Source organism: Streptomyces sp. KM273126 (assembly GCF_004337435.2).
Lineage (GTDB): Bacteria > Actinomycetota > Actinomycetes > Streptomycetales > Streptomycetaceae > Streptomyces > Streptomyces acidicola.
In genome coordinates, this window is sequence record NZ_SJXB02000001.1 from 4067940 (window position 1) to 4090157 (window position 22218).

22 protein-coding genes are annotated in these 22218 nt (G+C 69.5%); 19 read left to right on the forward strand and 3 right to left on the reverse strand.

Annotated elements, in window-relative coordinates:
- Positions 1 to 106 precede the first annotated feature (106 nt).
- From E0500_RS17535 to E0500_RS17575, 9 genes are all read left to right on the forward strand, one after another.
- Positions 107 to 898, forward strand: coding sequence for an enhanced serine sensitivity protein SseB C-terminal domain-containing protein (locus E0500_RS17535; RefSeq protein ID WP_131559937.1), 792 nt, complete (start codon positions 107 to 109; stop codon positions 896 to 898).
- Between the two features lie 375 nt (positions 899 to 1273).
- Complete coding sequence (locus tag E0500_RS17540; RefSeq protein ID WP_131559939.1) at positions 1274 to 2275, forward strand: ABC transporter permease; 1002 nt, start codon at positions 1274 to 1276, stop codon at positions 2273 to 2275.
- A 99-nt stretch (positions 2276 to 2374) separates the two neighbouring features.
- Positions 2375 to 4138 carry an ABC transporter substrate-binding protein gene (locus E0500_RS17545; RefSeq protein ID WP_131559941.1) on the forward strand — a complete coding sequence of 588 codons (1764 nt, stop codon included), beginning with the start codon at positions 2375 to 2377 and terminating at the stop codon, positions 4136 to 4138.
- Positions 4139 to 4264: 126 nt separating this feature from the next.
- Positions 4265 to 5266: an ABC transporter permease gene (locus tag E0500_RS17550; protein WP_131559943.1), complete on the forward strand. Its 1002-nt coding sequence runs from the start codon at positions 4265 to 4267 to the stop codon at positions 5264 to 5266.
- On the forward strand, positions 5263 to 6360 hold the full coding sequence (locus E0500_RS17555; RefSeq protein WP_131559945.1) for an ABC transporter ATP-binding protein: 1098 nt from the start codon (positions 5263 to 5265) through the stop codon (positions 6358 to 6360). The genes E0500_RS17550 and E0500_RS17555 overlap by 4 nt, the downstream gene beginning before the upstream one ends.
- A gap of 35 nt (positions 6361 to 6395) precedes the next feature.
- The gene (locus tag E0500_RS17560; protein WP_309505086.1) at positions 6396 to 7670 is read left to right on the forward strand and encodes a dipeptide ABC transporter ATP-binding protein; all 1275 of its coding nucleotides are present in this window, start codon (positions 6396 to 6398) and stop codon (positions 7668 to 7670) included.
- 65 nt (positions 7671 to 7735) lie between these two features.
- Complete coding sequence (locus E0500_RS17565; protein WP_131559947.1) at positions 7736 to 8431, forward strand: trimeric intracellular cation channel family protein; 696 nt, start codon at positions 7736 to 7738, stop codon at positions 8429 to 8431.
- 25 nt (positions 8432 to 8456) lie between these two features.
- Entirely contained in the window at positions 8457 to 9311 is an 855-nt protein-coding gene (locus tag E0500_RS17570) for a thioesterase family protein (RefSeq protein ID WP_131559949.1), read from the forward strand.
- Between the two features lie 81 nt (positions 9312 to 9392).
- Positions 9393 to 10379 (forward strand): YafY family protein, encoded by a 987-nt coding sequence (locus tag E0500_RS17575; RefSeq protein ID WP_131559951.1) that lies wholly within the window; start codon positions 9393 to 9395, stop codon positions 10377 to 10379.
- A 5-nt stretch (positions 10380 to 10384) separates the two neighbouring features.
- Here the strand turns inward: E0500_RS17575 and E0500_RS17580 are convergent, their stop codons facing one another.
- Positions 10385 to 11011, reverse strand: a complete 627-nt coding sequence (locus tag E0500_RS17580) for a TetR family transcriptional regulator (RefSeq protein ID WP_131559953.1) — start codon at positions 11009 to 11011, stop codon at positions 10385 to 10387.
- A 165-nt stretch (positions 11012 to 11176) separates the two neighbouring features.
- Between E0500_RS17580 and E0500_RS17585 the strand changes: the two genes are divergently transcribed.
- The 4 genes from E0500_RS17585 (at position 11177) to E0500_RS17600 (ending at position 13715) form a co-directional block, all read left to right on the forward strand.
- Positions 11177 to 11344: a hypothetical protein gene (locus E0500_RS17585; protein ID WP_165934875.1), complete on the forward strand. Its 168-nt coding sequence runs from the start codon at positions 11177 to 11179 to the stop codon at positions 11342 to 11344.
- A 34-nt stretch (positions 11345 to 11378) separates the two neighbouring features.
- Entirely contained in the window at positions 11379 to 11648 is a 270-nt protein-coding gene (locus tag E0500_RS17590) for a DUF4190 domain-containing protein (RefSeq protein WP_131559954.1), read from the forward strand.
- Positions 11649 to 11749: 101 nt separating this feature from the next.
- A complete protein-coding gene (locus E0500_RS17595) occupies positions 11750 to 12919 on the forward strand; it encodes a cysteine desulfurase family protein (protein WP_131559956.1) in 1170 nt (389 codons plus the stop codon).
- Between the two features lie 349 nt (positions 12920 to 13268).
- Positions 13269 to 13715 (forward strand): SRPBCC family protein, encoded by a 447-nt coding sequence (locus E0500_RS17600; RefSeq protein ID WP_131559958.1) that lies wholly within the window; start codon positions 13269 to 13271, stop codon positions 13713 to 13715.
- A gap of 94 nt (positions 13716 to 13809) precedes the next feature.
- Here the strand turns inward: E0500_RS17600 and E0500_RS17605 are convergent, their stop codons facing one another.
- A complete protein-coding gene (locus tag E0500_RS17605; protein WP_131559960.1) occupies positions 13810 to 14526 on the reverse strand; it encodes an N-acetylmuramoyl-L-alanine amidase in 717 nt (238 codons plus the stop codon).
- A gap of 60 nt (positions 14527 to 14586) precedes the next feature.
- On the opposite strand from E0500_RS17605, the gene mnmA reads away from it, so the two are divergent.
- Positions 14587 to 15717: a tRNA 2-thiouridine(34) synthase MnmA gene (gene mnmA / locus E0500_RS17610; protein ID WP_131559962.1), complete on the forward strand. Its 1131-nt coding sequence runs from the start codon at positions 14587 to 14589 to the stop codon at positions 15715 to 15717.
- Positions 15718 to 15787: 70 nt separating this feature from the next.
- On the opposite strand, the gene E0500_RS17615 is transcribed toward mnmA, so the two are convergent.
- Positions 15788 to 16111: a DUF427 domain-containing protein gene (locus E0500_RS17615; RefSeq protein ID WP_131559964.1), complete on the reverse strand. Its 324-nt coding sequence runs from the start codon at positions 16109 to 16111 to the stop codon at positions 15788 to 15790.
- 41 nt (positions 16112 to 16152) lie between these two features.
- On the opposite strand from E0500_RS17615, the gene E0500_RS17620 reads away from it, so the two are divergent.
- The 5 genes from E0500_RS17620 (at position 16153) to ligA (ending at position 22163) form a co-directional block, all read left to right on the forward strand.
- Positions 16153 to 17016, forward strand: a complete 864-nt coding sequence (locus E0500_RS17620; protein WP_131559966.1) for a class I SAM-dependent methyltransferase — start codon at positions 16153 to 16155, stop codon at positions 17014 to 17016.
- A gap of 139 nt (positions 17017 to 17155) precedes the next feature.
- A complete protein-coding gene (locus E0500_RS17625; RefSeq protein ID WP_131559968.1) occupies positions 17156 to 17695 on the forward strand; it encodes a TIGR00730 family Rossman fold protein in 540 nt (179 codons plus the stop codon).
- A gap of 95 nt (positions 17696 to 17790) precedes the next feature.
- A complete protein-coding gene (locus tag E0500_RS17630; RefSeq protein ID WP_131559970.1) occupies positions 17791 to 18489 on the forward strand; it encodes an SDR family oxidoreductase in 699 nt (232 codons plus the stop codon).
- A 440-nt stretch (positions 18490 to 18929) separates the two neighbouring features.
- On the forward strand, positions 18930 to 19955 hold the full coding sequence (locus tag E0500_RS17635) for a methionine synthase (RefSeq protein WP_181587038.1): 1026 nt from the start codon (positions 18930 to 18932) through the stop codon (positions 19953 to 19955).
- A 15-nt stretch (positions 19956 to 19970) separates the two neighbouring features.
- Positions 19971 to 22163 carry an NAD-dependent DNA ligase LigA gene (gene ligA, locus E0500_RS17640; protein WP_131569912.1) on the forward strand — a complete coding sequence of 731 codons (2193 nt, stop codon included), beginning with the start codon at positions 19971 to 19973 and terminating at the stop codon, positions 22161 to 22163.
- The last annotated feature ends 55 nt before the right edge of the window (positions 22164 to 22218 follow it).

A 22218-nucleotide genomic window follows, 5' to 3' on the forward strand; every position in this document is an offset into this window, starting at 1 on the left:
CCGCAGTCCACAGATCACACCTGGCCCCGAGCTGCCACCGGCTATCCCGGCCCAGCGCCTAAGCTGGTTTCATATACCGCGGGTCCAACTGAAGGGGCGGTAAAAGGTGAGCGCCAGCGGCACCGCCGCGACCGGCCAGGTCGACCACATGCTGCGCCAGGTGACGCCCGGGCGTTACGACGCCTACGAGGCGTTGCTGCGCGCGCTCGCGACCCCGTCCTCCGGCCAGGTCTGGATGCTGCTGTGGCACGGCCAGGCCGGCTCCCCGGACGCCCAGTACGGGAACATGGAGGTGGAGGGCCACGGATACGCCCCGTGCGTCACCTCCGCCCAGGAGCTCTCGGCCAGCGGCTGGAACCGCAGTTACGAAGTGGTCGACGGCCTCGACGTGGCCCGCACCCTGTACCCCGACCACTACGGACTCTGGCTGAACCCGCACGCGCCGGGCGGCGGCGTCGGCATCCCCTGGCTGGACCTGCGCCGGATCGCCACCGGCCTCGAACGCCAGCCCGCGGGCCCGTTGCGGCTCTCCGAACCGGGCATCGAGATTTCGCAGTTCTACGCCCTGCTCACACAGAACGCCCACCGCACCCCGGCCGTCCGCTCACTGCGCCGCGCCTGGGTGCAGCCCGCGCTCGGCGCGCCGTACCTCGCCATCGGGCTCGACGTGTACGACACCTCGCCCCCGGCCGTGGACTCCGTACGGGCGATGATGCAGCAGTCCATCGGCGCGGTCCCGGACGGGCTGCCCGTCTCGACCGTCGCGATGTCCGACGAGTACGACCCGGTGGCGATGTGGCTGCGTGCCAACGCCCGCCCCTTCTACGACCGCGAGGCCCACGCGGCCCCGGCCCAGGCTCCCGCGGCGGGCGGATACGGATACCCGGGCGTGTACTGAGCACCCCGGACGCCCTTCACAGCTCCTCAACTGCCGTTCACAGTACACCCACAGAAGCTCCCGACTTTTTTACGGGACATGTCCGAATCTACGCGGGTAAATGTAAGCCGCAACATCTTATGTCCCAACTGCCCCGCGTCCGACTCACGTTGTGTGACGTCCGGATAACGGAAACCCGAGGGCAGCATCACGTTTAGGCATCCATTCGCCGTCAAGGCTGGCAACAGATCGGCGAAGCGTTGAAGACTCCCGCACCAGGGGGTCTATACCCCTCGGTACGAGCAGGGGTCCGAACCCCTGACCACGACGGACGATCAGGCCGCTACAGCGGCAAGCGCGGGCCGGTCACCGCCGGTTGAGAGGGGTCCCTGCCAGATGACGGCGCCATTGCACGACACGACCGCGGAAGCGGCCCCGACTGCTCCTGCCGACCCGGCGGAGACAGGCGCCACGAAGGTCGAGGGCCGGTCCCTCAAACAGATCGCCTGGAACCGTCTCAAGCAGGACAAGGTCGCGCTCGCCGGTGGCGCCTTCGTGCTCTTCCTGACCCTGGTCGCCGTGTTCGCCCCGCTGATCGTCGGTCTGCTCGGCCACCCGCCGAACCAGTTCAACCAGGACAAGCTCGACCCGCTGACCAACCTGCCGCAGGGCGCGTGGGGCGGCGTGAGCAGCGACTTCCTCTTCGGTGTCGAGCCCAACAAGGGCCGCGACGTGTTCAGCCGCATCGTCTACGGCGCCCGGATCTCCCTGCTCGTGGCGTTCCTCGCCGCCGTCGTCGCCGTGGCGCTCGGCACCCTGTTCGGCATCATCGCGGGCTACTTCGGCGGCTGGATCGACGCGCTGATCAGCCGCACCATGGACGTGCTGCTCTCCTTCCCGCAGCTCCTCTTCATCATCTCCCTCGTCTCGGTGCTCCCCGACGACCTGCTGGGCCTGACCGGTTCGGGCGTGCGGATCGCCGTACTCGTCCTGGTCATCGGCTTCTTCGGCTGGCCGTACGTGGGCCGCATCGTGCGCGGCCAGACCCTGAGCCTGCGCGAGCGCGAGTACGTCGAGGCCGCGCGCAGCCTCGGCGGCGGCCGGCGGCACATCCTCTTCCGGGAGCTGCTGCCCAACCTGGTCGCCCCGATCCTCGTCTACGCCACGCTGATGATCCCCACCAACATCCTCACGGAGGCGGCGCTCAGCTTCCTCGGCGCGGGTGTGCGGCCGCCGACGGCGTCCTGGGGCGGCATGCTGCGCGACGCGCTGGAGACCTACGAGCACGACCCGATGTTCATGGTCTTCCCAGGCGCGACCATCTTCGTCACCGTCCTCGCGTTCAACCTCTTCGGAGACGGTCTGCGCGATGCGCTGGACCCCAAGGGCACCCGCTAGAGCCCGCACACGACTTGCCCCTGCCGCACCGTCAGGTGGCTGATCCCATGGTTCTCCGGCTCAGGACCGGGACCGCGAATCTCGGAGGTTAGAGAAGAGATGCTTTCCAAGCGACGGCTTGCTGCCGGTGCGGCCCTCGTAGTCGCTGCGCTGGTGACCACCACGGCGTGCGGCGGCGGCGACAGCGACAGCGACAACGGCAGCGACAAGGGCGCGGGTTACAACGCCGCGCTGGACAAGGTCGTCAACGCGTCCACCAAGAAGGGCGGGACGCTGAAGTTCATAGGCAAGCAGGACTTCGACAACCTGGACCCGCAGCGCACGTACTACGGCATGACCTGGGACTTCATGCGGTTCTTCACCCGCACCCTGGTCACGTACGACACCAAGCCGGGCGACGCCTCCAACAAGCTGGTCGGCGACCTGGCCACCGGCCCCGCCGAGGTCTCCGCCGACGGCAAGACCTACACGTACAAGCTGCGTGACGGCCTGACCTGGGAGGACGGCTCGACGCTGACCTCCAAGGACGTCAAGTACGGCATCGAGCGCATCTGGGCGACGGACGTCATCACCGGTGGTCCCGCCTACATCAAGCAGACCCTGGACCCCGAGGGCGAGTACCCCGGCCCGTACAAGGACAAGTCCAAGGACAAGCTGGGTCTGAAGGCCATCGAGACGCCCGACGACCAGACGATCGTCTTCAAGCTGCCCAAGCCCAACGGTGACTTCGAGCAGTTCCTGGCGATGCCCACCGGCGCCCCGGTGAAGCAGAGTGAGGACACCGGCGCCAAGTACACCAACAAGCCCTTCTCCTCCGGTCCGTACAAGGTCGAGTCGCGCCAGGCGGGCAAGAGCCTGACCCTGGTCCGCAACACCAACTGGAAGAAGGCCTCGGACCCGCTCCGCCCGGCCCTCCCGGACAAGATCACCGTGACGATCTCCGCCAACCTGGAGGAGAACGACAAGCGGCTGATGGAAGGCGACTACGACCTCGACGTCAACGGCACCGGCATGACCCAGTCGGGCCGCGTCAGCGCCGTCCAGGAGCACAAGGAAAGCGTCGACAACATCCAGACGTCGTTCGTCCGTTACGTGGCCCTCGTCCACACGGCGAAGCCGTTCGACGACGCCAACTGCCGCAAGGCCGTCTTCTACGCCACGGACTTCGCGGGCCTGCAGCAGGTGCGCGGTGGCGAGGTGGCCGGTGGTGAGATCGCCAACTCGGTCTTCCCGAAGTCGATCCCGGGCTACACCGACTACGACCCGTACGGCGTCCTCGCCCGCAAGGGCAAGCCGGACGTCGCGAAGGCCAAGGAGGCGCTGAAGGAGTGCGGCCAGCCGAACGGCTTCTCCACCAAGCTGACCGCCCGTACCAACAACCCGGGCGAGGTCGACGCGGCCGAGGCGCTCCAGGAGCAGCTGGGCAAGGTCGGCATCAAGGTCGAGGTCGACCCGATCGACGGCGCCCAGTCCTCCAGCATCACCGGCTCGCCGAAGGTCGTGAAGGAGCGCGGCTACGGCATGACCATGACCGGCTGGGGCCCGGACTTCCCGACCGGCCAGGGCTACGGTCAGCCGCTGTTCGACAGCCGCTTCATCTTCCCGAACGGCAACTACAACGAGTCGCAGATCAAGGACAAGGCCATCGACAAGATGTTCGATGACGCGATCGCGTCGACGGACCCGGCCGAGGCCAAGAAGATCTACGAGGACATGAACAAGCGCCTCCTCGACAACGCCGACTGGATGCCCTTCATCTACGAGAAGAACATCTCCTGGCGCAGCCCGCGGCTGACGAACGTCTACTCGTCCGCCGCGTACAACGGCCGCTACGACTACGTCAGCCTCGGCGTCACGAAGTAACCGCCGAACTGCCGTAGCCGACCGTTTCCTTGCCGCCGAATCCCGCCAGTCCGAAGGGCAGGTGATGGCCCCGGGCGGCGGCCGGGACTCCCACGAGGAGTTCCGGCCGCCGCCGGGCCGCGCACAGTGCTTGCTTATCTCATCCGGCGCCTGATCGCCGTCGTCATCATGGTGCTGGTCGTACTGCTCGCGACCTTCACCGTCTTCTACATGCTGCCCAGGTGGGCGGGACAGGACATCGCCGTCCTCTTCGCCGGCAAGGCCACGGGAGCCGAGCAGGTCGAGGGCATCCGCACCAAGCTGGGCCTCGACGATCCGCTGCTTCTCCAGTTCTGGGAGTTCGTCAAGGGCATCCCCATGGGACGCGAGTTCGCCAACGGCAACGACGTGACCCAGTGCCCGGCCCCCTGCTTCGGCTACTCCTTCGTCACGGAGGAGCCGGTGTGGAACACCCTCAAGGACGCGCTGCCCGTCACCGGCGCGCTCGCTGCCGGCGCCTGCGTCCTGTGGCTGGCCGCAGGTGTCGCCACCGGTGTGGTCTCCGCGCTCAAGCGGGGCACCATCTGGGACCGCGGCGCGATGATCGCCGCGCTCGGCGGTGTCTCCCTGCCGATCTTCTTCACCGGCATGGTCGCGATGGGCATCTTCGTGCACAGCCTGGGCTGGGTGAAGATCACGGACAACCTGAGCACCGACGACCCCGTCGGCGTCTGGTTCGAGACGCTGCTGCTGCCGTGGATCGTGCTCGCCCTGCTCAACGCCGCGATGTACGCCCGCCTCACCCGCGCCACCATGCTGGAGGTGCTCGGCGAGGACTACATCCGCACCGCCCGCGCCAAGGGCCTCGGTGAGCGCGTCGTCATCACCCGGCACGCCCTGCGCTCCGCGATGACGCCGATCCTGACCGTCTTCGGCCTCGACATCGGTGTGCTGCTCGGCGGCGCCGTACTCACCGAGTCGACGTTCAACCTGCCCGGCCTCGGGCTTGCCGCGGTCCAGGCCATCAGCAGCAAGGACCTGCCGGTGATCCTCGGCGTGACCCTGTTCGCGGCCCTCGCGATCGCCGTCGCCAACCTCGTCGTGGACCTTCTGTACGCCGTCATCGACCCGCGAGTGAGGCTGGGATGACCGAACTGAACAAGACGGGAGCGGCCGTCGGAGAACCCGTCGCCGACTCTCACACCCCCTCCGCCTTCCTCGAAGTACGCGACCTGAAGGTGCACTTCCCGACCGACGACGGCCTGGTCAAGTCCGTCGACGGGCTCAGCTTCTCGCTGGAGAAGGGCAAGACTCTCGGCATCGTGGGCGAGTCCGGCTCCGGCAAGTCGGTCACCTCGCTCGGCATCATGGGCCTGCACACCGCGGGCCAGTACGGCAAGCGCAAGGCACAGATCTCCGGTGAGATCTGGCTGGACGGCACCGAGCTGCTGTCCGCCGACCCCGACCACGTGCGCAAGCTGCGCGGTCGCGAGATGGCGATGATCTTCCAGGACCCGCTGTCCGCCCTGCACCCGTACTACACGATCGGCCAGCAGATCGTGGAGGCGTACCGGACCCACCACGACGTGGACAAGAAGACCGCCAAACGCCGTGCCGTGGAGATGCTCGACCGGGTCGGCATCCCCCAGCCGGACAAGCGCGTCGACAACTACCCGCACGAGTTCTCCGGCGGTATGCGCCAGCGCGCGATGATCGCGATGTCGCTGGTCAACAACCCCGAGCTGCTCATCGCGGACGAGCCGACGACCGCCCTCGACGTGACCGTCCAGGCGCAGATCCTCGACCTCATCCGGGACCTGCAGAAGGAGTTCGGCTCCGCGGTCATCATCATCACCCACGACCTGGGCGTCGTCGCCGAACTCTCCGACGACATCCTGGTGATGTACGGCGGCCGGTGCGTGGAGCGCGGCCCCGCCGAGAAGGTGTTCTACGAGCCCCGCCACCCCTACACCTGGGGCCTGCTGGGCTCGATGCCGCGCCTCGACCGCGATCAGCAGGACCGGCTCATCCCGGTCAAGGGCTCTCCGCCCTCGCTGATCAACATCCCGTCCGGCTGCGCCTTCAACCCGCGCTGCCCGTACGCGGACCTGCCGAAGGACAACGTCACCCGCACGGTCCGGCCCGAGCTGACCGAGGTCGGCAGCCGGCACTGGGCCGCCTGCCACATGACGCAGGAGCAGCGGGAGCGGATCTGGACCGAAGAGATTGCGCCGAAGCTGTGAGTGAGAACGCAGAGGACAAAGCAGAGGGCAAAGCAGTGAGCATCCCTGCACAGGCCGACGGCGCGGAACCGGGTGCGACCACGGGCGCCACCGCGGGCGAGGCCGTGGGCGCGACCCTCACCAAGGACGCCGCCCCCGGCGAGATCCTGCTGAAGGTCACCGGGCTCCAGAAGCACTTCCCGATCCGCAAGGGCCTGCTCCAGCGCCAGACCGGTGCAGTCCGCGCGGTCGACGGCATCGACTTCGAGGTACGCGCGGGCGAAACCCTCGGCGTCGTGGGCGAGTCGGGCTGCGGCAAGTCGACGATGGGACGGCTGATCACCCGGCTGCTCGAACCGACCGCCGGCAAGGTCGAGTTCGAGGGCAAGGACATCACACACCTCGGCGTCGGCGGCATGCGCCCGCTCCGCCGGGACGTGCAGATGATCTTCCAGGACCCGTACTCGTCGCTGAACCCGCGCCACACCATCGGCACCATCGTCGGCGCCCCCTTCCGCCTCCAGAAGGTCACTCCCGAGGGCGGCATCAAGAAGGAGGTGCAGCGGCTGCTGTCGGTGGTCGGCCTCAACCCCGAGCACTACAACCGCTATCCGCACGAGTTCTCCGGCGGCCAGCGCCAGCGCATCGGCATCGCCCGCGCCCTCGCGCTCAACCCGAAGCTGGTCGTCGCGGACGAGCCCGTCTCCGCGCTTGACGTGTCGATCCAGGCGCAGGTCGTCAACCTGCTGGACGACCTCCAGCAGGAGCTCGGTCTGACGTATGTGATCATCGCGCACGACCTGTCCGTGGTCCGCCATGTCTCGGACCGCATCGCGGTGATGTACCTCGGCAAGATCGTGGAGCTCGCCGACCGCGAGGCGCTCTACAAGGCGCCGATGCACCCGTACACCAAGGCGCTGATGTCGGCGGTGCCGATCCCCGACCCCAAGCGCCGTTCGGCCAAGAGCGAGCGCATCCTGCTCCGCGGCGACGTGCCCTCGCCGATCAGCCCGCCGAGCGGCTGCCGCTTCCACACGCGGTGCTGGAAGGCGACGGAGATCTGCCGGACGACCGAGCCGCCGCTGCTGGAGTTGAAGCCGGGCCAGCGGGTGGCCTGCCACCACCCGGAGAACTTCGAGGACCAGGCGCCGCAGGACACGGTTCTCCTGTCCGCCGCGAAGGACGCGGGGGAACTGGTGCCGGACGCGGTGCTCGCCGAGTCGGCGGAGACGTCCGAGGCGCTGGCGGCCGAGGTGGCGGAGCAGACCGAGGCGGCCGAGGAGGGCGCGGAGGCAGAGCGTGTCGAGAAGTCGGACTCCGGCGACAAGTAGAGCCTGACCGTGGGCGTGCACCTTGTAATGCAAGGTGCACGCCCACTGTGCGTAACAATGCTTAGGTGCTCCAGCAACTCTTCACCCCTTCCGTCCAGCATGCGCTCGACCTGATCGGCATCTTCGTCTTCGCGATCTCCGGCGCCCTGCTGGCCGTCCGCAAGAACTTCGACATCTTCGGCATAGCCGTCCTCGCCGAGGTCACCGCGCTGGGTGGAGGGCTGATCCGGGACCTGGTCATCGGGGCCGTACCGCCCGCGGCGTTCACCGACCTCGGCTACTTCCTGACGCCGCTGCTCGCCGCCCTCCTCGTCTTCTTCCTCCACCCTGAGGTGGAGCGCATCCAGACCGGCGTGAATGTCTTCGACGCGGCCGGCCTCGGGCTGTTCTGCGTCTCGGGTACAACGAAGGCGTACGAGTACGGGCTCGGCCTCACCGCCTCGGCGGCCCTCGGCCTCGCGACCGCCGTCGGGGGCGGCGTCCTGCGCGACGTCCTCGCCAACGAGGTGCCGTCGCTGCTGCGCTGGGACCGGGATCTGTACGCGGTGCCCGCGATGGCCGGTGCCGCCCTGGTCGTGCTGTGCATCCGCTACGACACCCTCACGCCGCTCACCTCCGGGCTCGCCGCGGTCGCCGCCTTCGTGCTGCGGCTGCTCGCGATGCACTTCCACTGGAGGGCGCCGAGGGCCTGGAACCGCAGGTCGTCGGCGGTGGAGGCGGAGGAGGTGGAGGGGGGACACAGGCATAAAGCTACTGCTTAGTAATTTTCTGTTGTACGGTACCGCCATGACCCAGGTGACAGAGGCGACCCAGGCGACCGTCGGCGACAGCGAGTTCGACCGCGACACCGCCGTGACGCGGCGCGACGAGGGCGTCTACGACATCGACCTCTCCGCCGGGTGGACGATCATCAACGCTGTCAACGGCGGGTACCTCCTGGCCGCCCTGGGCCGCGCCCTCGCGGACGCCCTGCCGCACTCCGACCCGTTCACGATCTCCGCGCACTACCTGACGGCGTCCCGGCCCGGTCCCGCGGTGATCCGTACGGACGTCATCCGCACCGGCCGCACCCTCTCCACCGGCCAGGCCTCCCTCTTCCAGCACGACGAGAACGGCCACGAGGTCGAGCGGATCCGTGTGCTCGCCTCGTACGGCGACCTGGACTCCTTGCCGGACGACGTCCGCACGACGGCGCAGCCGCCCGTGTTCCCGCCCATGGAGGACTGCTTCGGTCCACAGGACGGACCGACCCCCGTTTCCGGCAGCTCGGCCATCACCGAGCGGCTGATGCTGAAACTCGACCCGTCGACGCTCGGCTGGGCGCTCGGCGCACCGTCCGGGAAGGGCGAGATGCGGGCGTGGTTCGGCCTCGCGGACGGCCGCGACGCGGACCCCCTCGCGCTGCTGCTCGCGGTGGACGCGCTGCCGCCCACGGCTTTCGAGCTGGGCATCTCCGGGTGGGTCCCGACGGTCGAGCTCACCGTGCACGTACGGTCCCGGCCGGCGCCGGGCCCCCTGCGCGTCTCCATCACCACCCGCAACCTCGCCGGCGGCTTCCTGGAGGAGGACGCCGAGGTCTGGGACAGCGCGGACCGTCTGGTCGCCCAGTCGCGGCAGCTGGCGCGCGTGCGGCTCGGCTGAGCCTCGTCACGCTCGACCAGGACTCGTCACGGCTCGGACTCGTCACGGCCGGCTGTCGGTGCGGGCTGAAATCCTGGGTCGGTGAAGGCCGACCGTCTGCTCTCGATCCTCCTGCTGCTCCAGACCCGCGGCCGCGTCCCGGCACACGAGCTCGCCGAGCGCCTTGAGGTGTCGGTGCGGACCATCTACCGGGACGTCGAGGCGCTGTCGGCGTCCGGCGTGCCCGTGTACGCCGAACGTGGACGGCACGGCGGGATCGAGCTGCTCGCGGGGTTCCGCACGGACGTCACGGGGCTCACCGCCGACGAGTCCCGCGCCCTGTTCGTCCTGGCGGCGCAGGGCACGCACGCGGCGCTCGGCCTGGACGAGGCGCTCGGCTCGGCGCTGCGCAAGGTGATGGCCGCGCTGCCGGCACCCCACCGGCCGGCCGCCGAAGCCACCAGCCGCCGCGTCCTCGTCGACGCCTCACGCTGGAAGGGCGGCCCACGGCAGGCCGTCGACCTGGAGACGCTGCAGGACGCCGTCTTCGCCGACCGGCGGCTGCGGCTGAGCTACCGGCACAGCGGCGACAGGGAGCCGAGCACGTACACGGTCGACCCGTACGGGCTCGTGTCCAAGGCGGGCGTCTGGTACCTGGTCGCCGACCGGCGGGGGAAACCGCGACTGTTCCGCGCGGACCGCGTACGGTCGGCGACCGTGCTGCGCGACACGGTGAAGCGTCGCCCCGGCGTCGAACTCTCCGACGTCTGGGAGGTGCTGCGGCGCCAGGTCGAGGAGCGGCCGACGGGCATCGACGTCACGGTGCGGGTGCGGCGCGCGTACGCCGACATGTTCCTGCGTCTCCAGGCTGCTTGGCTGACTGCCCTGCCGGAGGACCCGGAGGACCCGGAGGACCCGGAGGGCGATGGCGGGAGCGAGTGGCTCACCGCGCACCTGTCCTACGGGCGTCTTGGCGAGGTGCGTGGGCTCCTCGTCTTCGCCGACCGGCTGGAGGTCCTCTCGCCCCCCGAGGCACGCGCCGAACTGGCCGCGGCGGCGGCCTCGGTCACGGAGCTGTACCAGGGCTGAGGCTGTCAACCCAGCCAGTGGCGGCGGCCGATGCTGATCAACCGCATACGGCGGGACGCCACATCGGCCACACGTGCACGCTCCTGCTCGGGCGCGTCCAGAGTCGCCAGGAAGAGCGAGGCCGTCATCAGCATCTGGTCGACGTAGAGTCCGGCGAGCATCAACAGGTCGTCGTCGCTCCAGCCCTCGGCCTCCGGGTGTGTGGCCAGCTCGGCCTTCACCTCCTCGGCGAACCGGGCCAGTTGAGCACCGATCGCCTCTCGCACCGGCTGAACGCCGCCGTGTCGCTCCCGGGCGATGAAACGGACGTGTGCGGGATACGCGTCCACGTGGTGGGCGATCAGCTCGACGGCGCCCGCGATGCGCTGGTCGCTGTCGCCGGCCGCGGACACCGTGGCCCCGATCATCGGGTGCAGGCTGCCCAGCGCCTCCTCGACCAGCGCCACGCCGAGGTCCGCCGTCGACCGGAAGTGCCGGTAGAACGCGGTCGGGGCGACCCCGACGGCTCGGGTGACCTCGCGCAGACCCAGGCTGCTCAGGCTCTGCTCCTCCAGCAGCTCCAACGCCGCGTCCAGGAACGCCTGCCGGGTCTTCTGCTTCTGCGCCTGCCGGATGCCGAGGGTGTGACTCATGCCATGCAGTCAACAACTGTTCTCCGGGATCGGAAAGTCGCCGGAAAGCCGCACGACTGGCTAGACTGAGAAGTCAGTGAACAACTGTACCTACAATCGTTCACCGAGCCATAACGAGAGGCACAAGAAACGAGAGGTACAGAGGTACAAGAGAGGCACACCACCATGCTGTTCCTCGTAGCCGCCCTCATGCTTCTGGGTGTCGTCATGGGCGCCGTGGCCCACGCGCCACTGCCCGTCTCCCTCGCCGCCGCGGCCGTCATCGGCATCTGGCTCGCGGTCTTCGCGGTTCGTGAGCGCCACGGCCGTCGCCGCCGCACCACCACCAACTGATCCTCTCCGTCCTCCTGTTGAGAGCTGGCCGATCATGGAACTCGCCGCCGCACCGCAACGCCGCCGCACCGGAACCCAGGACGCCGACGGCATGGCTGTGGCGTCCTTCGTCCTGGGCCTCCTGGGGCTGCTCGTCCTCAACGTGTTCCTGGGTCCGATCGCCGTCGTCCTGGCCGCCGCGGCCCTGTGGCGCGGAACAACCCGCCGCGGCCGTGCCTGCCTCGGGCTCGCGCTCGGAGTCGCCGACCTCCTTGTCCTGGTCGCGCTGATGCAACTGGACAACACGGTTTCGTGGAGCTTCTAGGGGCGCCCCCGCAGGCCGTCGACCGAAGCGGGACCGGACGCGTGCCCGGCACCCCGTCGGCCGAGGTTGCTGTGAGCCGCCCCCGTAGAATCGGCGTCATCATGGCTTACCTCGACCACGCAGCGACGACTCCGATGCTCCCGGAGGCGGCAGAGGCCCTGACCGCCCAGCTCGGCATCACCGGCAACGCCTCCTCGCTGCACGCGGCAGGCCGCAGGGCCCGCCGCACCGTCGAGGAGGCCCGCGAGACCCTCGCAGAGGCCCTCGCCGCCCGACCCAGCGAGGTCGTCTTCACCGCCGGCGGCACCGAGGCCGACAACCTCGCCGTGAAGGGTCTGTACTGGTCACGCCGCGACGCCGACCCCGCCCGCACCCGCGTCCTCGCGAGCCCCGTCGAGCACCACGCGGTGCTGGACGCCGTCCACTGGCTGGGCGAGCACGAGGGCGCCACCGTCGAGTACCTGCCGGTCGACGCACACGGCCGCGTCCACCCCGAGGCCCTGCGCGAGGCCATCGCCCGCAACCCCGACGACGTCGCCCTGGCCACCGTCATGTGGGCCAACAACGAGATCGGCACGATCATGCCGGTTCGTGAACTCGCCGACGTGGCAGGGGAGTTCGATGTCCCCCTGCATGCCGACGCCGTCCAGGCCTTCGGTCAGGTCCCCGTCGACTTCGGTGCCTCCGGCCTCGCGGCGATGACGGTCTCCGGTCACAAGATCGGCGGTCCGTACGGGATCGGCGCGCTGCTCCTCGGCCGTGAGTACAGCCCCGTACCCGTCCTGCACGGCGGCGGCCAGGAGCGCCACGTCCGCTCCGGCACGCTCGACGTACCGGCTGTGGCCTCGTTCGCTGTCGCGGGCCGTCTCGCCGCCGAACAGCGCGAGTGGTTCGCAGGGGAGATCGGCGCCCTGCGCGACGACCTGATCGCCGCGGTCCGTACGGCCGTCCCGGACGCGATCCTCGGCGGCGATCCTTCCTCCGAGGGCCGTCTGCCGGCCAACGCGCACTTCATGTTCCCGGGTTGCGAGGGGGACTCGCTCCTGCTGCTGCTGGACGCCCAGGGCATCGAGTGCTCCACCGGCTCCGCTTGCACGGCGGGCGTCGCCCAGCCCAGCCATGTGCTTCTCGCCACCGGAACCGACCCCGACCTGGCCCGCGGCACCCTGCGCTTCTCACTCGGCCACACCTCCACGGAGGCGGACGTCGACGCGCTCGCGAAGGCGATCGGTCCGGCGGTGGAGCGGGCGCGGAACGCGGGTCTGACCTAGCCACCCGCCTGGACACAAAGCGACCTACGAGACGGGTCGCCTTCCGGTCTTTCGACCTTCCGGCTTCTCGGCTCGACCGTCGACGTCGGCCCCAGCGGAAGCCGAAGCTTCTCGCCCAAGTCGGCTACTCCGGTCGAACTCCCTCACTCGTCTCGTAGGCCTTCAAACAACATAGAACGTCCATCATTGGATGGAAATACCCGCAAGCATGATTTTTTGCTCTTTTACCCCTTTACCCCCTTTTTCGGATCTTCGTGGGGGTATGCGCGACGCCGTCGGGGTTGCGGGCCGTCGTCGCCATGGGACGATTTTCGTAAGCAGCCGCAAAGAGGACTCGAAGGGGACTCATATGTCTGCGATCAAGGAAAGCGTCGACATCGCCCGTCGTCCCGAAGACGTCTTCACGTACGTGACCAACCCCGCCCACCTCCCCGAATGGCAGGAGAGCATCGTCTCGGTACGGCCCGTGGGGGACGCCCCTCTGACCGTGGGCTCGCGGGTCGTGGTGACCCGGCGGATCGGTCGCCGGGAGATCCCGATGACCACGGAGGTCACCGAGCTGGATCCGCCGAGGAGTTGGCGTTTCGACGGCGTCGACGGCCCCATCCGGGGGCATGTGAAGGGGACGATCGAGCCGATCGCCGAGGGTGAACGGTCGCGCCTCACGCTGTCCCTCGACTTCGAGGAGCACGGCATCGGGAGGGTGATCGGCCCGCTCGTCATGCGCCCGCACGCGCGGAAGGAGATGCCGCAGGACGAGCTGACGCTGAAGAAACTGCTAGAAGGGGGCGCGTGAGCGCGTGAGCCCGTGACGAAGACGGGTTTGCGCGGACAGCCGACGAGTGTGAGCGGACAGGCGTGCGTCGGCGGGCGTGCGCCGACGGGCGGGGTCACGTCACCGCAGTGACGCCCTGCCGCGCCGTGGCCTCCTGCCGCGCCGTGACCCCCTGCCGTACGAGCCGCATGTACCGGTCCCAGTCCCAGTGCGTGCCGGGGTCCGTGTGGTCCGTGCCCGGCACCTCCACGTGCCCGATGATGTGCTTGCGGTCGACCGGGATGTCGTAGCGCGCGCATATGCGGGCCGTGAGCCGCGCGGACGCCTCGTACATCTCGTCCGTGAAGGAGGACGCCCGCTCCACGAAGCCCGCGTGCTCGATGCCGACGCTCCGTTCGTTGTACTCGCGGTTCCCCGCGTGGAACGCCACGTCCAGCTCGCGGATCATCTGCGTGATGTGGCCGTCATCGCGCACGATGTAGTGCGAGGCCGCGCCGTGCCCCGGGTCCTGGAAGACCTTCACCGCGCTCTCGAAGCTGCCCTGGGTGACATGGATGATCACCGTGTCTATCCCGTAGTCGTCGGGCCGGTCCGCGCGCCGCCAGTTCGCGTCCGACGCCGACACCCAGCGGGCTCCCGCGAAGTCGACCTCGCCCTCCTTGCGCGGCTTGTCCACGCCCGGCACGCGCCACCACAGCCGCCCGAGCTCGTCGCGGGCGAGCACGGCGGTGCCCGCGGCGGCCACCGCCCCGCCGATGAGCAGAGCGCGCCGCCCGATCCGCCGGTCACCGTCCCGCGGAGGCTTGTTCCCCGGAGACCTTCGTTTCCCCATGTGATCGTCAACGGATACTCGCGGGATCCGGTTCCCGCGGCCCCGTACCCTGGAAGGGCTATGACTGAGATCTCCCAGCGTTCCCAGCCCCTCCGTGTCCTCGCCGCCATGTCGGGCGGGGTGGACTCCGCCGTCGCGGCCGCCCGCGCGGCGGAAGCAGGACACGACGTGACGGGCGTTCACCTCGCGCTGTCCGCGAACCCGCAGTCGTTCCGCACCGGCGCGCGCGGCTGCTGCACCATCGAGGACTCGCGTGACGCCCGGCGCGCCGCGGACGTCATCGGCATCCCCTTCTACGTATGGGACCTCGCCGAGCGCTTCCGCGAGGACGTCGTCGAGGACTTCGTCGCCGAGTACGAGGCCGGGCGCACCCCGAACCCCTGCCTGCGCTGCAACGAGAAGATCAAGTTCGCCGCGCTCCTGGACAAGGCCCTCGCGCTCGGCTTCGACGCGGTCTGCACGGGCCACTACGCGCAGGTGATCCTCAGGGAGGACGGCACGCGCGAGCTGCACCGCGCCTCCGACATGGCCAAGGACCAGTCGTACGTCCTCGGGGTGCTCGACGAGAAGCAGCTCGCCCATGCGCTGTTCCCGCTGGGCGACACGGTGACGACCAAGGACGAGATCCGCGCGGAGGCCGAGCGCCGTGGCCTCGCGGTCGCCAAGAAGCCCGACTCGCACGACATCTGCTTCATCGCCGACGGCGACACCCAGGGCTTCCTGGCCCGTCGGCTGGGCAGGGCGGAGGGCGACATCGTCGACGAGTCCGGCACCAAGGTCGGCACCCACGAGGGCGCGTACGGCTTCACGATCGGCCAGCGCAAGGGCCTGCGCATCGGCACCCCGGCCCCCGACGGCAAGCCGCGCTACGTGCTGGACATCTCCCCCGTGGACAACACGGTGACGGTGGGCCCGGCGGCGTCCCTGGACGTGAGCGCGCTGACGGCGATCAAGCCGCGCTGGTGCGGCACGGCCCCCTCCGGCCCGGGCACCTACACCGCCCAGCTCCGCGCCCACGGCGGCGAGACGGAGGTCACGGCCGAACTGGTCGACGGCACCCTGGAGGTGTCCTTCACGAAGCCGGTCCGCGGGGTGGCCCCCGGCCAGGCGATCGTCCTGTACGACGGGACGCGGGTGGTGGGCTCTGCGACGATCGCGACGACGGTGAGGGCGACGACCGCGGTGGCGTGACCCTGTTGCCGCGACCGTCCCCCTTCGTCAGGTGTCGTCACGGGCACCCGGTCACACCGCTTCTACGCGGTCACACCACCTCTACTTCGTAGAAGCACAGGTGCCCCTTGATCTCGGCGACCTCCGGCTTCGGGTCGGGGTACGCCCACACGAGGTCGGGGGCGTCCGGGAGCGACCAGTACGAGGCCGTGCCCTTGAACGGGCAGTGCGTGTGGGTCTCGGACGCGGTGAGCAGCTCCGTGCGTACATCCCCTTCGGGGATGTAGTAGCGCGCGGGACTACCTGTCTCGCGCAGCACCAGGGGACGGGTGCTGTCCGCGAGGACCTGTCCGTCGTGCACCACGCGTACGTGCTCGGCGCTCTGTTCGATGGTGATGCTGTGTCCCTCGGCCACGATTGACCCTCCTCAGATAGCGGTCTCTTCCGTTACAGCGCATGCTGCTCACGTGTTCTTCCCCTGTGGAGGTGGTCGTGGGAGCCGCAGATCGGTCCGGTCCGTCCAGGAATCGCAGGAGCCTCGCTCACCAGGTCCGTTACGCCGTGCGCCACCCCGAGCGCGTCCCCGCCCATGCCCGGCGGGCCGCCCGTGACGCCTGGCTGCGGCTCAGGTACCGACACGACCACATCGCGTACTACCGGGCCGTGATGGCCTCCGACACCGCCCGCAGCGTCGAGGCGGCGGTGGGGCACAACCCGTCGCGTGAACGCTGGGCTCAGCTCGGCCGGATGCAGTTCGACTACCTCGTACGGCACGGGCTGCGGCCGCACCACCGCATGCTGGAGATCGGCTGCGGGAACCTGCGCGCGGGGCGGCTGTTCATCGATCACCTGGACAGCGGCCACTACTACGGGATCGACATCTCGCCGGACATCCTGCTCGCGGCCCAGGACACCCTCGTGAGCGAGGGGCTGCAGTCCAAAGTGCCGTATCTGGCGCTCGCCGACGACCTCACGCTCGCCTTCCTGCCCGACGCGCGCTTCGACGTGGTCCACGCGCACAGCGTCTTCTCGCACTCCCCGCGGCACGTCATCGAGGAGTGCTTCGCGCACGTCGGCCGCGTCCTCGCGCCCGGCGGCTTCTTCGACTTCACCTTCGACCGCACCGAGGGCAGGGAGCACCAGGTCCTGCACGAGGACTTCTACTACCGGACCGAGACCCTCGTCGCACTCGCCGCACGACACGGCCTGTCGGCCCACCTCATGGAGGACTGGGAGGAGCTTCCGCACCGCCAGTCGAAGATGCGCGTGACCGTGCGGTCGGACGCAGCCTCGGAAGCCCGCTCGGAAGCCCACGTCTGAAGTCCACAACGAAGTAGATGGCTGAAGGCACAACGAAGTACATGGCTGAAGCCACAGTGAAGTACGTGGCTGAAGCCACCGCGACGTCCGGCGTCGCGAAGTCCGCCCGGATGTCAGTGGTGGCCCGTAGCGTGGACGCATGAATATCTGCGTCTTCCTCTCCGCCGCCGACCTCGACGACCGTTACACGCGCCCCGCGCGCGAGTTCGCCAAGCTCCTCGGCAAGGGCGGGCACACGCTCGTGTGGGGCGGCTCGGACGTCGGACTCATGAAGGTGGTCGCGGACGGGGTGCAGGAGGCCGGGGGGCGCCTGCTCGGCGTCTCCGTCGAGTTCCTCGCGGCCAGGGTGCGGCCCGAGGCGGACGAGATGATCGTCGCGCGCGACCTCGCCGAGCGTAAGCGGCTGCTCCTGGGGAAGGCCGACGCCGTGGTCATCATGGTCGGCGGCACCGGCACGCTGGACGAGGCGACCGAGATCCTGGAGCTCAAGAAGCACGGCCACACGGACAAGCCGGTCGTGCTGCTGAACACGGCCGGTTTCTACGACGGCCTCAAGGAGCAGTTCCGGCGCATGGAGGACGAGGGCTTCCTGCCCCGCCCCCTCTCTGACCTCGTCTTCTTCGCGGAGGAGCCGGTGGGGGCGCTCGCGTACCTGGAGGAGGCGCTGGGGACGCGGTGATGGGGCCGGCGGGCGTGGAGGTGTCCGGAAAGGGCGCATGCACTGCGGGGTGATGCGCCAGAGTACGTCGTCCGGCGTGGTGTGGTGGTGCGAGCATGTCCGGCATGGCTACACATGTGATCACCGGAGCCGGCTCCGGTATCGGCGCGGCCGTCGCCCGCCGTCTGCACGCGCGTGGGGACGATCTCGTACTGCATGCGCGTGACGCGGGCCGTGCCAAGGAGTTGGCGGCCCAGTTCCCCGGTGCGAAGACCCTGGTGGGTGACCTGGCGGAGCCGGACCGGCTGTCCTGGGCCTTCTCGCACCAGACGCTCCCGGACCGGGTCGACTCCCTGCTGCACATCGCGGGCGTGGTCGACCTGGGCCCGGTCGGCGAGCTGACCCCGAAGTCCTGGCGCCACCAGCTGAACGTCAACCTGATCTCCCCGGCCGAGCTGACCCGCCACTTCCTGCCCCAGCTCCGCACCGCACGCGGCCACGTCGTGTTCGTGAACTCGGGCGCCGGTCTGAGCGCCCACGCCGACTGGTCCGCGTACGCGGCGTCGAAGCACGGCCTGAAGGCCCTGGCGGACTCGCTCCGCCACGAGGAGCACGCGGGTGGCGTCCGCGTCACCACGGTCTACCCCGGCCGCACCGCCAGCCCCATGCAGGCCAAGGTCCACCGGCAGGAGGGCAAGGAGTACGACGCGTCCCGGTGGATCGACCCGGAGTCGGTGGCGACGACGATCCTGATGGCTCTGGATCTCCCCAGGGACGCGGAAATCAATGACGTGACGGTACGACCGGGCGGCTGAGGGTTGCCGCGCCCCCGCCGCCCCTACTCGTCCCATCCCAGGGGGCTCCGCCCCGCCCCCGAACCCAGGGGCTCCGCCCCCTGGAACCCCCGGGTTCCAGGGCTCCTCCCCCCGCCTCCGTTTTCGGGGGCCAGCCCCCGGACCCCCGCTCCTCAAACGCCGGAGGGGCTGGATTGTGCGGGCCGGGCTGGTTTTCCCGGCCGGGGTGAATGTTCCCTGCCCGGCTGAAGGCGCCCAGTCGGGCCGAACGTGCCCGGCCGGGGCCGGGATTTTCAGCCGAGGCCAGGCACCACCAGCCCGTCCGGCGTTTGAGGACGAGGCCGTTCAGGCCGACAAAAACGCCCACCCACCCGCACACGACCCACCCACCCACCCCCAGCACCCCACGCCGGGGGCCTGGGGCGGAGCCCCCGGGATGGGACCTACGTAGGCTTCACCACGTGAACGAGAACTTCAGCTTCGGCCCCGCCACAGGCATCGGCTCCATGCCCGGCACCGACGCCCGCGAGGCCGCCAAGACCGTCTCCGGGACCTTCGAGGGCCCGGAGACGGGAATGCCGCACCTGCCCGAGCTACCCGCCCGCGGCCCCGGCGCCGACATGATCGGACGAACCGCCGGAATGCTCGTCGAGCTTTTCGCGCGCGTCGAGCCCAGCGGCTGGCGGATCGGCGACCGGCCGGGCCGTGACACCAAGCGGGCGAGGTCCTGGCTGGGAGAGGACCTCGACGCGCTGGAGGAGTTCACGCAGGAGCACGAGGGACCGCTGAAGGTCCAGGCCGTCGGGCCATGGACGCTCGCCGCGGCACTGGAGCTGAAGAACGGCGAGGCGGCCCTGTCCGATCCCGGTGCCTGCCGGGATCTCGCCGGGTCCCTCGCCGAGGGGCTGCGGGCGCACATCGAGGACGTACGCCGGCGCGTGCCCGGCGCAGAGGTCGTGCTCCAACTCGACGAGCCGTCCCTCGTCGCCGTCCTGCGCGGCCAGGTGAAGACCGCAAGCGGCTACCGCACCCACCGCGCCGTGGACCGCCAGGTCGTCGAGGCGACGTTGCGGGACGTCATCGGCGCACAGGGCACACATGGCGCACACGGCCCCGTCGTCATTCACTCCTGCGCGCCCGACGTCCCCTTCGCACTGCTCCGCCGAGCCGGCGCCGCCGCGATCTCCTTCGACTTCTCGCTGCTCACCGAGCGTGATGACGACGCGATCGGGGAAGCCGTCGAGGCCGGCACGAGGCTGCTGGCCGGCGTCGTGCCGGGCACGGACGGCCCATTGTCAGACCCTGCCGGTAGCGTCATGGGTGTCAGGACGCTGTGGCGCAGGCTGGGGCTGAATCCGGGGCTTCTCACGGATGCGGTCTCCCTCACGCCGTCGTGCGGACTCGCAGGGGCCTCCCCGGAGTACGCGCGCGCGGCGCTCGCCCACTGCGTCCGGGCGGCGAGATCCCTCGCGGACAACCCTGAGTAACGGGAGGACAACACGGTGGCCGGCGACAAGCAAGCGGAGACGGCGGTGCCCGCCGAGGCACGGGACAAGCACGCGCAGCTCGCTGAGCAGATCGAGGAGCACCGCTTCCGGTACTACGTGAAGGACGCCCCCGTCGTCAGCGACGCGGAGTTCGACAGGCTCCTGCGCTCACTGGAGGCACTGGAGGAGGCGTATCCCGAGCTGCGCACCCCCGACTCACCGACCCAGAAGGTGGCGGGCGCGTACGCGACGGACTTCACCGCCGTCCAGCACCGCGAGCGCATGCTCTCGCTCGACAACGCCTTCGACGACACGGAGCTCGCCGCCTGGGCCGAGCGGATCGCCAAGGAGGTCGGCACCTCCGAGTACCACTTCCTGTGCGAGCTCAAAGTCGACGGCCTCGCCGTCAATCTGACGTACGAGCACGGCCGCCTCACCCGCGCGGCGACCCGCGGCGACGGCCGAACGGGAGAGGACATCACTCCCAATGTCCGTACCATCGCGGACATTCCGGACCGTCTCCAGGGTGATCACGTCCCCGATCTTGTCGAGATCCGCGGCGAGGTCTACTTCCCGATGGAGAAGTTCGAGGAGCTCAACGCCCGTTTGGTGGAGGCCGGTGACAAGCCCTTCGCCAACCCGCGGAACGCGGCGGCGGGTTCCCTGCGCCAGAAGGACCCGCGCGTCACCGCCACCCGCCCGCTCCACATGGTGGTCCACGGCATCGGCGCACTGGAGGGCTTCGAGGGCCTCACCCGCCTCTCCCAGGCGTACGACCTGCTGAAGACCTGGGGACTTCCCACCTCCCCGCACAACAGGGTGGTGGACGACCTCGACGGCGTACGGGAGTTCATCGCGTACTACGGGGAGAACCGCCACTCCGTGGAGCACGAGATCGACGGCGTGGTCGTGAAGCTCGACGAGATCCGCCTCCAGGGACGCCTCGGCTCCACGGCCCGCGCCCCGCGCTGGGCCATCGCGTACAAATACGCACCGGAGGAGGTCAACACCAAACTCATCAACATTCGTGTGGGTGTGGGCCGTACGGGCCGGGTGACGCCGTACGCGCAGGTCGAGCCGGTCACGGTCGCGGGCTCGGAGGTCGAGTTCGCCACGCTGCACAACCAGGACGTGGTCAAGGCCAAGGGCGTCCTGATCGGTGACACGGTCGTGCTGCGCAAGGCCGGCGACGTCATCCCGGAGATCCTCGGCCCGGTCGTCGACCTGCGGGAGGGCAGCGAGCGGGAGTTCGTGATGCCGGCCGAGTGCCCCGAATGCGGTACGGCGCTGCGGCCCATGAAGGAGGGCGACGTCGACCTCCGCTGCCCGAACTCCCGTACCTGCCCGGCCCAGTTGCGCGAGCGGCTGTTCTACCTGGCGGGCCGCAAGGCGCTGGACATCGAGCACTTCGGATACGTCGCCGCCGCGGCCCTCACCAAGCCGCTGGAGCCGGCCGATCCGCCGTTGGTGGACGAGGGCGACCTGTTCGACCTCACCGTCGAGCAGTTGCTGCCCATCAAGGCGTACGTCCTGGACCAGGACAGCGGCCTGCCCAAGCGCGACCCGAAGACGGGCGAGGAGAAGGTCGCCACGGTCTTCGCCAACCAGCAGGGCGAGCCCAAGAAGAACGCGGTGGCGATGCTGGAGAACATCGCCGCCGCCAAGGAGCGCCCGCTCGCCCGTGTCCTGACCGGTCTGTCGATCCGTCACGTCGGGCCGGTCGCGGCCGAGGCACTGGCCCGCGAGTTCCGCTCGATCGACCGCATCCAGCAGGCCACCGAGGAGGAGCTGGCGAACACCGACGGCGTCGGCGCCATCATCGCGGCCTCGCTCAAGGAGTGGTTCGCGGTCGACTGGCACCAGGAGATCCTCCGCAAGTGGAAGGCCGCCGGCGTCCGCATGGAGGAGGAGGGTTCCGGCGAGGACGAGGGCCCGCGCCCGCTCGAAGGGCTCACCGTCGTCGTCACCGGAACGCTGGAGCACCACACGCGTGACGGTGCGAAGGAGGCCCTGCAGAGCAGGGGAGCGAAAGTGACCGGCTCGGTTTCGAAGAAGACCTCGTTCGTCGTAGTGGGTGACAACCCCGGGTCGAAGTACGACAAGGCGATGCAGCTCAAGGTGCCGGTCCTGAATGAGGAGGGCTTCGCCGTCCTGCTCGGACAAGGGCCGGAGGCAGCAGCGGAAGTCGCGCTTCCGACTGAGGAGTAGCGGTTGAAGGCCACCCGTTCGGCGCATACCAGATGCATACGGGTGGCCGGGTCGC